This is a genomic window from Devosia subaequoris, from assembly GCF_014197055.1.
GTDB classification, from domain to species: Bacteria; Pseudomonadota; Alphaproteobacteria; order Rhizobiales; family Devosiaceae; genus Devosia; species Devosia subaequoris.
Genome location: NZ_JACIEW010000001.1, coordinates 557700 through 572039, shown reverse-complemented (window position 1 = coordinate 572039; position 14340 = coordinate 557700). Strand labels below are relative to the sequence as shown.

9 protein-coding genes and 2 pseudogenes are annotated in these 14340 nt (G+C 60.2%); 10 read left to right on the top strand and 1 reads right to left on the bottom strand.

Annotated elements, in window-relative coordinates; all coding sequences use genetic code 11:
- Positions 1-2 precede the first annotated feature (2 nt).
- The 5 genes from GGR20_RS02780 (at position 3) to GGR20_RS02760 (ending at position 6359) form a co-directional block, all read left to right on the top strand.
- Positions 3-1109, top strand: a complete 1107-nt coding sequence (locus GGR20_RS02780; protein WP_183309684.1) for an ABC transporter ATP-binding protein — start codon at positions 3-5, stop codon at positions 1107-1109.
- Between the two features lie 109 nt (positions 1110-1218).
- On the top strand, positions 1219-2625 hold the full coding sequence (locus GGR20_RS02775; RefSeq protein WP_183309683.1) for a CehA/McbA family metallohydrolase: 1407 nt from the start codon (positions 1219-1221) through the stop codon (positions 2623-2625).
- Between the two features lie 2 nt (positions 2626-2627).
- Positions 2628-3482: a sugar phosphate isomerase/epimerase family protein gene (locus GGR20_RS02770; RefSeq protein ID WP_183309682.1), complete on the top strand. Its 855-nt coding sequence runs from the start codon at positions 2628-2630 to the stop codon at positions 3480-3482.
- Positions 3479-4549, top strand: a complete 1071-nt coding sequence (locus tag GGR20_RS02765) for a Gfo/Idh/MocA family protein (protein ID WP_183309681.1) — start codon at positions 3479-3481, stop codon at positions 4547-4549. The genes GGR20_RS02770 and GGR20_RS02765 overlap by 4 nt, the downstream gene beginning before the upstream one ends.
- Before the next feature lie 352 nt (positions 4550-4901).
- Positions 4902-6359 (top strand): sensor histidine kinase, encoded by a 1458-nt coding sequence (locus GGR20_RS02760; RefSeq protein WP_183309680.1) that lies wholly within the window; start codon positions 4902-4904, stop codon positions 6357-6359.
- Positions 6360-6696: 337 nt separating this feature from the next.
- Here GGR20_RS02760 and GGR20_RS02755 read toward each other — a convergent pair whose 3' ends face one another.
- A complete protein-coding gene (locus GGR20_RS02755) occupies positions 6697-7590 on the bottom strand; it encodes a helix-turn-helix domain-containing protein (protein WP_183309679.1) in 894 nt (297 codons plus the stop codon).
- A 154-nt stretch (positions 7591-7744) separates the two neighbouring features.
- Here GGR20_RS02755 and GGR20_RS02750 point away from each other — a divergent pair.
- The 5 genes and pseudogenes from GGR20_RS02750 to GGR20_RS02730 all read left to right on the top strand — a co-directional run bounded on the left by GGR20_RS02750 (position 7745) and on the right by GGR20_RS02730 (position 14309).
- A pseudogene (locus GGR20_RS02750) lies at positions 7745-8973 on the top strand (amino acid ABC transporter substrate-binding protein).
- 140 nt (positions 8974-9113) lie between these two features.
- On the top strand, positions 9114-9986 hold the full coding sequence (locus GGR20_RS02745; RefSeq protein ID WP_183309677.1) for a branched-chain amino acid ABC transporter permease: 873 nt from the start codon (positions 9114-9116) through the stop codon (positions 9984-9986).
- Positions 9983-10800: pseudogene (locus GGR20_RS02740) on the top strand (branched-chain amino acid ABC transporter permease). Before GGR20_RS02745 ends, GGR20_RS02740 begins: the two are co-directional and overlap by 4 nt.
- 68 nt (positions 10801-10868) lie before the next feature.
- Complete coding sequence (locus GGR20_RS02735) at positions 10869-11906, top strand: substrate-binding domain-containing protein (protein ID WP_183309676.1); 1038 nt, start codon at positions 10869-10871, stop codon at positions 11904-11906.
- Positions 11907-12407: 501 nt separating this feature from the next.
- A complete protein-coding gene (locus GGR20_RS02730; RefSeq protein WP_183309675.1) occupies positions 12408-14309 on the top strand; it encodes an ABC transporter substrate-binding protein in 1902 nt (633 codons plus the stop codon).
- Positions 14310-14340: the final 31 nt, after the last annotated feature.

Below are 14340 nucleotides of genomic sequence, written 5' to 3'. Positions count from 1 at the left end.
TCATGGCTTCTGTTGAATTCAAAAACGTCTCCAAGAGCTTCAACGCCTTCAAGGCCGTATCGGACGTTAATCTCGATATCGGCGACGGCGAATTCGTCTGCCTGCTCGGTCCTTCGGGGTGCGGCAAGACCACCTCTCTCAGGATGATGGCGGGCCTGGAAACGCCGACTTCGGGGCAGATCCTGATTGGCGGCAAGGAGGTGACCCATCTCCACCCCAAGGACCGCAACATCGCCATGGTGTTCCAGGACTACGCGCTCTATCCGCATATGAATCTGGCGGACAACATGGCCTATCCGCTCAAGGTGCGCGGCGAGCCAGTTCAGAAGCGCCATGCCCGTGCAAGGGAAGTCGCTGACGTGCTCAAGATCGGCCATCTGATGGACCGCCTGCCCAGCCAGATTTCGGGCGGCCAGCAGCAACGGACCTCGCTGGCGCGAGCTCTGGTCTATCCGGCGCAGGTTTATCTCTTTGACGAGCCGCTTTCCAATCTCGACGCCAAGCTGCGCCTCGAGGCCCGCGGGTTCCTCAACCACCTGCAACGCGACATGGGCATGACCGCGGTCTATGTGACCCATGATCAGGCAGAGGCGATGGCTCTGGCCACCCGCATCGCGGTCATGGATCAGGGCAAGATCGTGCAGTACGCTTCGCCCATCGAGATCTACCGCCGTCCGGCCACTACCTTTGTCGCCAATTTCGTCGGCAATCCGCCGATGAACCTGGTGGAGGTGGAGTGTGAGCAGGGCGAAGGTCAGTTGCTGCTCAAGGGCGAGGGGCTCACCATGCAAGGCCTGCCGATGACCGATGCCATCGGCAAGGCGCTGGCCATGAGCGGCAAGAAACTGACGCTGGGCGTGCGCCCGGAACATCTGGCCATTGCCGCTGCTGGCGCCGGCAACACAGTCACGGCGCCGCTGTTTGCCAATGAGAATATGGGCCCGGAAAGCCTCGTGACACTCGACCGTGGCGAGAATGCGCGGATCACGGCCCGTATCTTCACCGACGATCACTTGAACGTCGACAAGGTGGTGACGCTCAGCTTTTCGGCTGAGCATGTGCATCTCTTTGATGGCACTGGAAAACGTATCCCGGTTGCTGGGGAATGACCGGGCAATTGCAGCACGAGGGGGCTCTGCGCCACCCCGTTCTCATCTCCTCACCCTCGAGGGGGGAGGGGACGGCCCTATTCACGTGGCTGCACGTCGAGAAACGTCAATGACCACGATCACCACCCATGTCACCCGCGCCGACCAGGCCGCAAACCCCTATTTCTACATCCCCTTCGATGTTCCCGAGGCCACGACCCGCATCGATGTCGTCCTTAGCTATGCCAAGGCGGAGGACTGTATCATCGATCTGGGGGCATTTGATCCGCGTGACACCGGCTATCCGACCCAGCAAGGCTTCCGCGGCTGGAGCGGGGGCGCGCGCGACCGCTTTTTCATCGCGACCGACGACGCCACGCCGGGTTATATCCATGGCGAGATTCAGCCCGGCACCTGGAACGTCATTCTCGGACTCTATCAGGTCCCCGTGGCGGGAGCGGACGTCACCGTTACCATCACGCTCGACAGCGCTCACCGCCGGCTCGAACCGCAGCCGGCGCGCACCTTTCCGGTCAGATCCGAACCAGGTTGGTACAGGGGCGATCTGCACTGCCATACCTTCCATTCCGATGCCAAGGGTTCGCCCGAACTGCTGCATGCTGCGGCCAAACAGGCCGGGCTCGATTTCCTTGCTGTTGCCGACCACAACACCATCACACAGAGGCGGTATTTCCACCCACAGTCTTCGCCCGAACTGATTTTCGTGCGCGCCATGGAGGTCACGACCGCCGTAGGGCACGCCAATGTCTACGGCATGGATGACTGGGTCGACTTCCGCATGACCCAACCCAGTGATGCCCATGTGCTCGAAAGGCTGGTGCACGAGAAGGGGGGGCTGCTTTCGATCAATCACGACAAGCCCACGATCCCCTGGGACTATGAATTTCCTGTCGCCGACTGCCAGGAAGTCTGGCAATCGACATGGCTGGCCTGGAACTGGATTTCTCTTGAGCGCTACCAGCAGCGGCTTGCTGCCGGGCTGCGGATTTCGGCCATCGGTGGGTCCGATTATCACCAGCCTGACCGGCTGATGCCCGAGGGTCCGCTGGTGTTGGCACGCCCCACGACCGTGCTGTTCCTGCCCGAACTGAGCGAAGACGCCGTGTTGGCAGCGATGAAGGCTGGACGCGGCTATGTGACGGAAAGCCCGACGGGCCCCCATCTGGAAATGCGCGTGGGCGACATCGTGATGGGGGGCATGGCACGCGCGCTCGCCGAGGTCGAGGTGGTGGCGCGTGGCGCGGCGGGTGACCTTCTGGTGCTGATCGATGCGACGGGGCTGGTCGCCAAGCTTGAAATTGATAGCGATGATTGGTCGGCCGGCATACCACTGCCGCCCGTCCAGAAATTCATTCGGGCCGAAATCATCGCCGGTGATGCCAGCCGCGCGCGACTAATCGCCGAGTTCACTGCTGCGCTCGAGGGGCGTGCACTCCCCTGGCAGCTTAAGGGTGCTGACCTCGTGGATCAGCCTATCCGCAGAGCCCTGGGCAATCCCATCTACATCGGAGCGTAACCATGCTTATCGCCAACGCACCCTGTTCCTGGGGCATCACCTATCCGACGGGCAATGACTATAGCTGGCAGCGTTATCTCGATGAGGTGGCGCTAGCAGGCTATCGCGGTACCGAATTGGGTCCCTTCGGTTTCCTGCCCAAGGACGCGGAACTGCTCAAGGCCGAACTCGCAGCGCGCAACCTCGAGATTATCGGGGCAACTCATGTTCACACGTTCGGCGACGCCACTTCAGCGCCCGTTCTCATGCAGACGCTGCGCGAACTTGCGTCGCTGCTGGTCTCGCTGGGGGCAAAGCACCTGGTGATCATGGACGAAAGCAACTGGTATCCCAAGGGACAGGAAGGCGTGCTCGATGACGCCGGATGGGTGGGCCTGATCCAGATGGTCCGGGACGGGCAGGCGCTGGTCGAGGGCGAATACGGGCTCCAGCTCAGCTTTCACCCCCATATTGGCACGGCGATCGAGCGGGAAACTCAGATCGACCGCCTGCTGGCCGAGACCGACATCGCGCTCTGCTTTGATACCGGCCACCATGCCTTCTGGGACCAGGATCCGCTGGCCTATATGGAACGGGTGTTTCCCCGCATCGCCTATATGCATCTCAAGAACGTTAATGGGGCGGTGCGCCGACGCGTGCTCGAGGGTGAGCTTTCGGTCGCCGACTCCTATGACGCTGGGGTGATGTGTCCACTGCCGGACGGGGTGGTGGATATCCAGGCGGTGATGCGCCTGCTTGAAGCGCGCGGTTTTGTGGGCCCAGTCGTGGTGGAACAGGATGTCGCCGCCGATGCCCGAGAAACGCCGCTCGAACTCGCCACCCGCAATCTTGCCTATATGAACGCCATCGCCAAATGACTCAGGCTCTTAAAGTGGGCCTGATCGGCCTGGGTGAAGTCGCCCAACTCATGCATCTGCCGCTTTTGGCCGATGACCAGCATTTTTCCATTGCCGCGATCACCGATGTGTCGCCCAGCCTTGTCGAACATATCGCCCGCCGCTATGGCGTGCCCACGCGCCACGACAATGCTGCGGCGCTGATCGCTGATCCGAGGCTCGATGCGGTCTTCATCCTGACGCCCGATCACCTCCATGCCGATCTGCTGGCCGAGGCGATCCGATCGGGCAAGCATGTCTTTATCGAAAAGCCGGCCTGCCTGACCGCCGACCAGCTGCGCCCCATCCTCGATATTCCCCAGCGTCCCGGCCAGGTGGTCTTTGTTGGCTATATGCGGCGCTTCTCGCGGCCCTTTCTCGAACTCAAGAACCGCCTGCCGGCTCTCGATACGATCCGCCACGTCCGTATCCGTGACATCATCCGCGAGGCGCCCTTCTTCGTGGCGCAAACGCGAAACGTCTTCAGGCCTGACGATGTTTCGCCCGATCTCATCGCCGCTGGCCGGGCCCGCACCCAGGCAATACTCCGCTCGGTCATGGGTGAGGATTGCCCCCCCGATGCGCTTCGCGCCTATCAGGTCCTGACCGGCCTCTCTTCGCACAGTATTTCGGCCATGCGTGATCTCCTGGGCTTGCCCCGGCAGGTCCGCTACGCCACCCAGCACGACGGAGAAACCGTCATCGCGCTCTTCGACTATGGGCACTTCACCGCCCTTTACGAGGCAGTCATCGACGACGTCTCGCGCTTCGACGCCGGCATCGAAGTGCTGACCCAGTCTCAGCATTTCAAGCTCAACTATGACACACCCTATATCCGCAACCTGCCGACACGCCTGGAAATCACGTCTTCAACGGCGACCGAAACCGGCACGGAAGTGTTCGGCCCGGTCTACGAAGACCCGTTCCGCATCGAGCTTGGCGCTTTCCTTGACAGCGTCTTCAACGGTACGCCCAACAAGACGACACTCGGCGACTCCCTTGCCGACCTCGAGCTCTTCGCCGAGATCGGTCAGCATTTCAGGACGTGACAGCCGAGGGCAAAGCTCCTGCACCCTATCGAGCGGTTGCTGCGCGGAGAAAGTAGGGTTATCAGCCTTAAATTCTGGCACACCCGCGGACACTGGCGGTTGCAACTTATCCCGTAGGGGGGCGGAACGACTTGGTTAGCTTATGGTTTCGTCCTTCGCGGATGCGCTTGGAGCTGTTCCTCAGTGCCCGTGGTTGCTTCCATTGTTCAGGCCCTGATCCATCTGTCTGTCCAAGTCGTAGCTGGTTCTTGTATCATCGCATCCTGTTTGGATCTGGGAAAAATTGCTTGCAGGTTTAGTCGTTCGTTCATCCAAGGCTGCGATCGCGTTCATAGTCGCGAGCCTCGTTTTCTTGTTCTTCGTCGTTGGGGCGCTGATATTCCAATGGCATAAAGACACCGAAAGTCGGGCCGCCGCGTCCGCGATCGCCGCAGCTCAGGCTGTAAAGATCAATACCGGGTGGATCGTTGAAGTCGCCGAGCAGGCTCTGCACCGGATGGACCTGGCGCTCGAAGCGAATCCGACGCCAGGTAGCGGCGAAACGCAGTCTCAAATTGAAGAGGCGCTTGAAGGGCTACCCGTCAGCGCCAAGGCCTACATTGTCTCCGCAGCCGGACGAACGCTATACACTACGGATCCTGGCTTCGCAGACATAGATATTCGTGACCGAGATTACTTTTCGGTTCCGGCCTCTGGGGAACCGTTCTACACGTCCTCGCTGCTGATTAGCCGCCTGGATGGATCGCAGATCTTTGCCTTTAGTCAGCGGCTGGAGCGCGGCGGTGACTTCGCCGGGGTAGCGGTCATCTCTTTCGACGTCGATCTTCTCGGCGAACTTCTGGACTCCCTCGCACTGGATCCCGGCTCGACCGTCAGCATCGTGCGCGAGGACGGAATGCTCGTCGGTCGCTTTCCGAAAGCCGAGGGACCTATGGACCTCCGCGAGCACGTACTTTTCACAGATCACCTGCCTCGCGCGGAGACCGGCACATACGCGGCGATATCGCCGGTGGATCAAAAGGCGCGGATTATTGGTTATGCTGCCGTTCCAGATACAAGTTTGATTGCCGTCGCCTCGGTCAGCATGTCCGAGACGCTTGATCGCTTCTGGCGCGGCGTCGGGGCAGTGCTTCTTCTGATCATCCCTGTAGGCCTGGGACTGACGCTAGCGGCTGTCGGCATTGTGCGACTTTTGTTCAAGGATAATCAGAGACGAGAAGAACTTGAACGTGCCTTGGAAACCAACACGTTGATGTTCCGAGAAATACATCATCGTGTCAAAAACAACCTCCAGTCGATGCAATCACTCATTCGGATGCAGGATCTGCCTAGGGACGTGAAGCGGGACATCCATTTGCGCTTTGCCGCCATGTCTTCGGTTCACGAACACATGTACCACCACGATGCCTATGCGGCCCTGGAGGCATCAGCGTTTGTAGCTTCAATTGTCGAGCCACTGGTGGAAGCTTACGGGTCTCCTGCCATTCTTGAGCTCGACATTGCTCCTATCGCAATAGACCACGACCGAGCCACACCCTTGGCGCTGCTCTTGAATGAGGTGGTCACCAATGCGCTCAAGCACGCATTTGTTGGTGGGGAGCAGGGTAAGCTGATCGTCAGTTTGCAGCCCGTAACTGACGGAAAGGCGCTGCTCAAAGTTGCTGACAATGGGGTGGGATACCGACCGGAGGAGATTGTTCAGCGGATGGGCAGCAAACTCATCAATGCAATGGTCATGCAGTTGGACGGGCAATGGTCGCAGGACGTTCAAAACGGGGTCGTCTTCAAGGCAGAGGTTACGCTGAACTAGGTCTTCGATAAGCCTTGAGCATTATTGGCCGGGGTCGGTATCGAACCTCCAGTGGGCAGCGCGGGCGACTCTTGTGCCAATGCCTTGGCCGAGACCATCAACAGCCTCTAGAGGGCCGAGGTCTTGCGTGGCCCGCCTCTCCAATCCGACCAGAGGGCGGAAGCCACTTTCGCCAGAAGCGATCTGCTCGATGAGTTTGGGAGAGAGAAAGGCGCGATAGGCGGTCATCACCTGGCCGCCGGTCTCAAGTCGACAAGGCAACAGTACCGTGCATGGGCAAAGCTATGGATGCCATCCTTTGTCAATAGGACCTAGGTGAGCCAAGGATAGTTTGGAGCTAGGGCCAGGCTGCATAGGATCCACCATCGCGGACCTGACTTACGGCCGCCTCAAGTCGGTATTGCCGCGGAGACTTGCCGCTCAGCCGCTTGAAGAAGCGCGAGAAGTAGGCCGGGTCGTCAAAGCCCAGATGCACCGAAATCTCGGCAATCTGCATGCCGGAATTTTCGATCATCTGCCGCGCCTCGGCAAAGAGGCGAGCGTGGATCAGGCCGAGCGGCGTCAGTCCCGTGGCGCGTTGCACCGCGCTGGTCAGTCGGTCGACGCTCACTCCCAGATAGCGCGCATAATTGGCTACCGACCAATGGCTGCGCATCTGCTGGTCCACCATGGAGAGAAAGTTGCTCACAATGGTGCGCGGCGCTGGGCGGGGGGTGGATGGCGCCTGATCCGATATGCGCCACAAGAGAATGGCAACAATGGCCAACTGGTGCCGCACCATATCCTCCGACCCGGCGGCACTGGCGCGCAATTCTTCGGTCATCAGTGTGAATAGAGTTGACAGCCGGGCAGCCACATCGCGCTCTATCCGCGTGCCCAATTGTGGACGGGCCGCGAGCCGCCGCATGTCTTCTGCAATGTGACCGGGCAGGGCCAATTGCCCCAAAGCGGCATCGGACATGGTCAGCCAGGCGCCGCGCGAACCCGCCAGCAACACCAGCTCAGCCTGCTGATGGGCGGGAATCCAGATCAGGTTCGGCGCCTGAAGTTGCGTGGCCTCACCGCCCGTGGTCACCGTGCCCGAGCCCGCAATCAGCACGAAGACGCAATTGTGTCCTCCCGGCAGGGTCCAGCGGGACGTATCGAGCGTCGTCGCGATTACCTGTCCATCCAGCTCGCGCGCCAGCTCGACACCCGGCCGAAAATTCAAACTGCTGTCCGACAGCGGCATTGATCCCTCCCAATTCCGGCAAAAGTACAAGTTTCTCCGCAAAAAGTCTATTCTGGCGCGGTCAGATTCCCGTGTAGCGTTCGCTCAGTGGCCGGAGAACAGTCAAAACTGTCCCGGCACCAACGGCCCGAAACTGGGCCCACAGGAGGAACTCATGACTCTGTTTTCCCGCAGGTCCGCCCTGCGCGCCATTGGTCTTGCCGCGACCCTGCTCGCCAGCGTTGGCGTGGCCGCCGTGTCGGCCCAGGACCGCACCTCGGTCAAGATCGGCTATGCCATTTCCAAGACCGGCGCCAATGCCGGTGGCGCTGGCATCACCACCCTGCCCAATTATCAGCTTTGGGTGCATGAAGTGAATGAGGCCGGTGGTCTCGAGATGCCCGATGGCACGCGCCTGCCCATCGAAGTAATCGAATATGATGACCGTTCGGCCTCCGAAGAAGTCGTGCGTGCCGTCGAGCGTCTGGCCACCCAGGATCAGGTCGATTTCATCCTGCCGCCCTGGGGCACTGGCTTCAACCTCGCCGTTGCGCCGCTGTTTGACCGGTTCGGCTATCCGCAGCTGGCCGTGTCCTCGGTAACCGATAAGGCCCCCGAATTCGTTGAGCGCTGGAACAAGAGCTTCTGGATGCTCGGGGGTGGCCATGACTATACCGAAGCCTTGGCCGAAATCCTGACCGCACAGAAGGAAGCTGGTACCATCAACAATGATGTTGCGGTCATCTCTGTCGCTGACGGCTTCGGCATTGATCTCATCACCGCCGCTCGCCAATCCTTTGCCGATGCCGGCATCAACATCGCTTACGATGTGACCTATCCGGTCGGCACCACCGACTTCACCCCGATGCTGAACGAAGCCGCCGCGTCCGGCGCCGATACGTTCGTGGCCTTTTCCTATCCGCCCGATACCTTCGCGCTGACCCAGCAGGCTCAGGTCGCTGCCTACAATCCCAAAGTGCTCTATCTGGGCGTGGGTGTCGGCTTCCCGGTCTATGCCGCCAATAATGGCGACAAGATCGAAGGCATCATGAGCCTTGGCGGTATCGACGTGAACAACCAAGCCGTCATGGACTACCGCGCCCGCCATACCGATTTCATCGGTCAGGCGCCGGACTGGTGGGGTTCGGTCGTGACCTACAACAGCCTTCAGATGCTCGAAGAAGCCATCAAGCGTCGTGGTCTTGATCGCGAAGCCGTCTCAGAAGAACTCTCCACCGGCACGTTCGAAACCGTGCTGGGCGAGGTCAAGCTCGAAGATAACCAGCTGCGCACGCTTTGGTTCGGTGGTCAGTGGCAGGATGGCAATTTCGTTGCCGTTGCCCCGCTGACCGCGAAGGCGCAGTTGCGCCCAAGCTGCCCAAGGCCCCCTGGCCCGCGCAGTAAAGCCGCAACTCACCCACTGAACCTGATGTTCAGCGTCTCCTCCCCCCGGCGGGGAGGGGGCAGGGGTGGGGCGCTGGACTACTCAATGCAATACTGATCCCGCGCGGCGACAAGTGCCATGCCGGACTGGATATAAAACAATGATCACGACACTGATAACCGGGCTGGTGCTGGGTGGCACCTATGCGCTGGTCGCCATGGGGCTGACGCTCCAATACGGCATCTCGCGCATCATGAACCTCGCCTATGGCGAAATTCTCATCTTCGCTGCCTTCGCCGCGTTCCTGCTGTTCTCGACCTTGGGCATCAATCCGATTCTCGGTCTGGCCATCGTGCTGCCCGTTGCCTTTTTCTTCGGTTACGTCATCTACGGCGTTATGATGCAGCCGCTGGTGACCCGCTCATCCAAGAGCGGCACGCTGGAAGTGGACTCCATCCTCGCCACCTTCGGGCTCCTGTTCGTGATCCAGGGCGCCATGCTGGTGGTCTTTGGCTCCAACTATACCAGCTACAATTTCCTCAATACCGGCATCAACGTGCTGGGGGCCAATGTCGCCGCCAATCGCCTTCTGGCCTTTGCGCTGGCCGTCATCATTGGTGCAACCCTGTTTTTTGTGCTGACGCGCACCCGCTGGGGCACCACTATCCGGGCCATCGCCGTCAATCCCAATGCCGCGCCGCTGGTGGGCATTGATGTGACCCGCACAGCCCGTTTCGCCTTCGCGCTCGGCACCACGCTGGCCGCTTCCGGTGGCGTGATGATTTCCATGTACCAGACTTTCAACGCCTCCATGGGCGTGGTCTTCACCATGAAGGCGCTGGTCATCGTCATCATGGGCGGTCTCGGCAATCTTATGGGCGCACTGGTCGCCGGGCTGCTGCTGGGCGTTGTTGAAACCCTGGTGGCCACCTATGTTGATCCCGGCCTGACCCTGGCCGCAACCTATCTCATCTTCCTCGGCGTGCTTCTATGGAAGCCGGCGGGTCTCTTCGGAAAGGCTGCCGGACGATGACCCGCACCATAATTGGACTTGTTCTCGTTGCCCTGGGTCTGGCGGCCCTGGCCTGGATGCCAACCCAGCTTGGCGCCTATGGTGTTGGCCTGCTTCTCGGCATGACTGGTTACGTCGCGCTGGCCAGTGCCTGGGCCTTGTTCTCCGGCCCCACCCGCTATGTCTCGCTGGCCACCGTCGCCTTCTTTGGCATCGGCGCCTATACCGTGGCGGTCCTAAGCGAAACGCTACCCTATTGGGCGGCGCTGCTGGTTGCTGCCGCCATCGGCCTGGCCGTGGCGCTGCTTGTCGGCCTCGCCACCTTGCGTCTGGCCGGCGTTTATTTCGTGATCTTCACATTTGGCATGGCCGAGCTGATCCGCCAGCTCGTCACCTGGTACGAGGTCAATGTCACCGGCACGCTGGGCCGCTATATCTTCCTGCCCATCACGGCCGAGCAGATCTACTGGCAATTGCTGGCCGTCGCTGCCGTCACCATTGCCATTGGTTGGTTCATTTCTCGCTCGCGGCTGGGGCTGGCACTTAAGGTCATTGGCGACGACGAGACCGTGGCTGCCCATACCGGCATCAACATTGCCGGCGTAAAGCTCGCGCTCTTTGCAGTCAGCGCCACCATCATCACCCTGGTAGGGGCCATCCAGGCACCACGCTGGACCTGACGCTGATCATGGCGCTACTGGGTGGGGCCAACCGGCTCTGGGGTCCGGCACTGGGCGCTATTCCGCTCTTCCTCTTGTTCGAATGGCTCAGCGCCAATTTCCCAAACCACTATTCGATCATTCTGGGCCTTGAGCTCTCCGTCGGCCTTGTGTGAAGTGGGTATCGCCGGTGTGACCTGCATGCTTAAGGTACTCCACTCCCAGGTAAGTGACTGGACGCTTTGTGAATCGGAAAGTTGGAATCAAGGACATTGCGGCGCGCGCAGAGGTGGCGGGATCTACCGTTTCCCATGTGCTGAATGGTACTGCGACCATTTCACAGGAAGTTCGTGATCGCGTCCTGAGCGCAGCAAGCGAACTCGGCTACCTGGCACGGCGGCGCGAAAAGGCCTCCATTGCCGTGCTGCGCAGCCTCATGCTGGCCGTGCCGAGCGATACGTTGCCGAACAACCAGCACAATCTGTTCTCCTGGACACTTCTGAGCCGACTTATGCGCGAATGTGAGCGGCGCTCCATCCGGGTGCTGCCGATCGAGGTGGATACGCCAAATTTCAGCGGCGCCAAACTTGTCGAGCAGGCCCGGCAGGCCGAGGTGGATGGCATATTGCTGCTCAGCGATGACCGGCCCGATCTGCTGCGGGCCATCGCCAACTCGCGCATTCCTGCCGTGCTGATGAATGGCGAAGACTATGAAATGCAGATCGACAGCGTCACGCCGGGCAACAGGTTTGCGGCGCGCTTTGCCACCAACTGGCTGATCAAGCAGGGGCATCGTTCGATCATGCACCTGACCTGGGAGGGGCGTGGCACTGTCAGGCGGCGGCGCGACGGCTTTCTCGATGCCTTTCGCGCCAATGAACTGTCTCTTGAGACGGCCTATGTGCATCACGCCGAAGGTTATTTTCCTGACATGGGGGCTGCAGCAATCAAGCGCTGGGTCGCCAAGCACGAGGGGCTTGGCGGGGTAACCGCGATTTTCTGCGCTGCCGATAACCTTGCTCTGGGCGTCATTCCGGCACTCAAGGAAGCCGGATATGCGCTGCCAAGAGACGTCTCTGTGGTTGGCTTCGACGGCGTCGCGATGGGCGAATTTACCGCGCCGACGCTGACCACAGTCACCGTGCCGCTGGATTATATCGGGCTTTCGGCGCTCAACCTGCTCGAACAGCGGATTGTTGCGGCGGATAAGGGCATGCCGGCCAATCGTCTTGAGCTGGGTTGTCGGCTGACCGTGCGCGGCAGCGTGCGGGCGCTGAACTGAGCGTCCAGTCGTCCACGTTCAGCGCTTGCGGCACGCCAAAGCAAGACAGCCTCATATGCGGCTTGGCCGCTCCGCCCCCTGTTCCCAACCGCATCAGATTCTACCTTCTCACAACTCTGCGCGGGTCTCTAAGTAACCGTTTGGGGAATTTTTTCCGCAGCGCATTCCAGCTGCCCGGTCGCCGACCTCAGTCCCTATCGTGTTGATCCGCTTGAGTTTCTTGTATGGAAGCTTCGAGTGTTGGGTGGCGCACGATCGCTCACTCGCTGTTATGAAAATTGTTTCATATTGCACTTGGGGCCGACGGAAGCGAATATGCACTTCGCTACAGCTTGATATGCCGAATAAGCGAGAAATAACGCGGGCACTTGAAGCGGGGGCAGGAGAGGGAGGAGAATGCGTAATGAAAATATTTTCATTGCTGTGTCGCCCTCCACAAATGAGAACCGCGCTGCGGATGCCATCTCAGATGGCCCGGCGCGATGATTTGAGGAGAAGCCTATGAATACCAAGAATTGGGTTGCGGCGATTGCCCTAGCGGCTCTGTCGTCAACGGCGATGGCCGGCTCGCCCTGGGCCTTCCAGGAGGCGCCGATGCTGGCGGAGATGGTCGAGTCGGGCGAGTTGCCACCGGTTGACGAACGGCTCCCGGAAAACCCCACTGTGGTGGAAGCCCTCAGCGTGGGCGAGTATGGCGGCACCTGGCGCCGCGCCTATAGCGGTCCGGGCGACCGCTGGGGTCCTACCAAGCTCATGGAAGAGCGTGTGCTCAAATGGACCGCGGATGAGAACGGCACGGCAGTGCTGACCCCAGGCTATATCGAGAGCTATTCGGTCAACGAGGATTCGACCGAATTCACATTCACACTTCTCGAGGGCCTGAAGTGGTCCGATGGCATGCCGGTCACAACCGAGGATGTCGAGTTCTGGTATAACGACGTTTTCCTCAATCCTGCACTGGTGCCGACGATTGACCCCACCTTTGCCCCGGGCGGCGTGCCGCTTGAGCTTGAGGTTCAGGACGAGCGGACCTTCACCATCAAATTCGCCCAGCCTTATGTGTATTTTCTGCAGATCCTGGCCAAGGATTCCACCGGCGAACCCAGCCTTGACCGGCCCAGCTTCCTGTTTCCCAAGCACTATCTGAGCCAGTACAACGATAAATATGCCAGCGAAGAAGAGCTCGCGGCAGCAGCCGAGAAGTACAATGTCGCGGCCTGGACTGACCTCTGGGGCTCCAAGGGCGCCCTGACCGGCTGGTGGAACAATCCGGAGCTGCCGGTCATCACCGCCTGGAAAATCGAGACCCCCGCGCCGGCTGAAACCGTCACCATGGTGCGCAACCCGTACTACTATGCCGTGGATCAGGAGGGTAACCAGCTCCCCTATATCGATCGCATCGAGCACCGGCTGTTCCAGGATCCCGAAACGCTCAACCTGATGGTGGCGCAGGGCCAGATCGACATGCAGGCGCGCTATATGGGCCTGGATAACTACACCTTCTACAAGGAGAACGAGGAGCGCGGCGGCTATCACATCGTGCCCGGCCTGGACTCCAATGTGTGGTCGCTGGTGCCCAATATGAACACCACGGACGAGGTTCTGCGTGGGCTGTTCGAGACCGAGGCAGTACGCCATGCCATGTCGATTGCCGTGGATCGGGAACTGATCAATGAGCTGACGCAATCGGGTTTGGCAAAGGAACTGCAGACCGCGCCGGTGATGGGGTCCCCCTATTACAGCGAGGAGCTGTCGAACCACTGGACCGAATACGACCCCGATCTGGCTAACGAACTGCTTGATGAAGCGGGGCTGAGCGAACGCGATGGTGCCGGCTTCCGCTTGCGGCCCGATGGGCAGCGGTTCAGCCTGGTGGTAGAGGCCAATGACGCCGCTCACGCCAAAACGCTTGAACTTCTGGCTGAAAACTTTGCCGATGTCGGCATCGAATTCCTGCCCCGCGTGATCGACCGGACCCAGTGGGACAACAATCGCGCCAATAACGACTTCCAGATGCACTGGATTCCGTTCGATCGCCTGACCTATGTGCCGGCCGATCCGCGCCGCATCATGGGCTCGGACGGCTACGCCAACCAGAGCTTCAAGTGGTACAATACCGATGGCGCCGAAGGCATGGAGCCGAGCGCTGAACTGCAGCAGATCTATGATCTCTGGGATCAGGCGTCGCAGTCGGCATCGGTGGAAGTCGCCGATGACTATGTCTCCCAGATGGCGGAAATCTTCGTCAATCAGGGCTGGGTAATCGGTGTCTATGGTGCCGGTACCGTGGTCAATATCGTCTCGGACAAGATGCACAATGTGCAGGCAAACCTTGTGCAGGACGACATCTTCCGCGGTGTGGGCCTGGCGCGCACCCAGCAGTTCTGGCTCGAACAGGACTAAAGCAAAAGACCCTGTCCGGGACGGGTTCGCC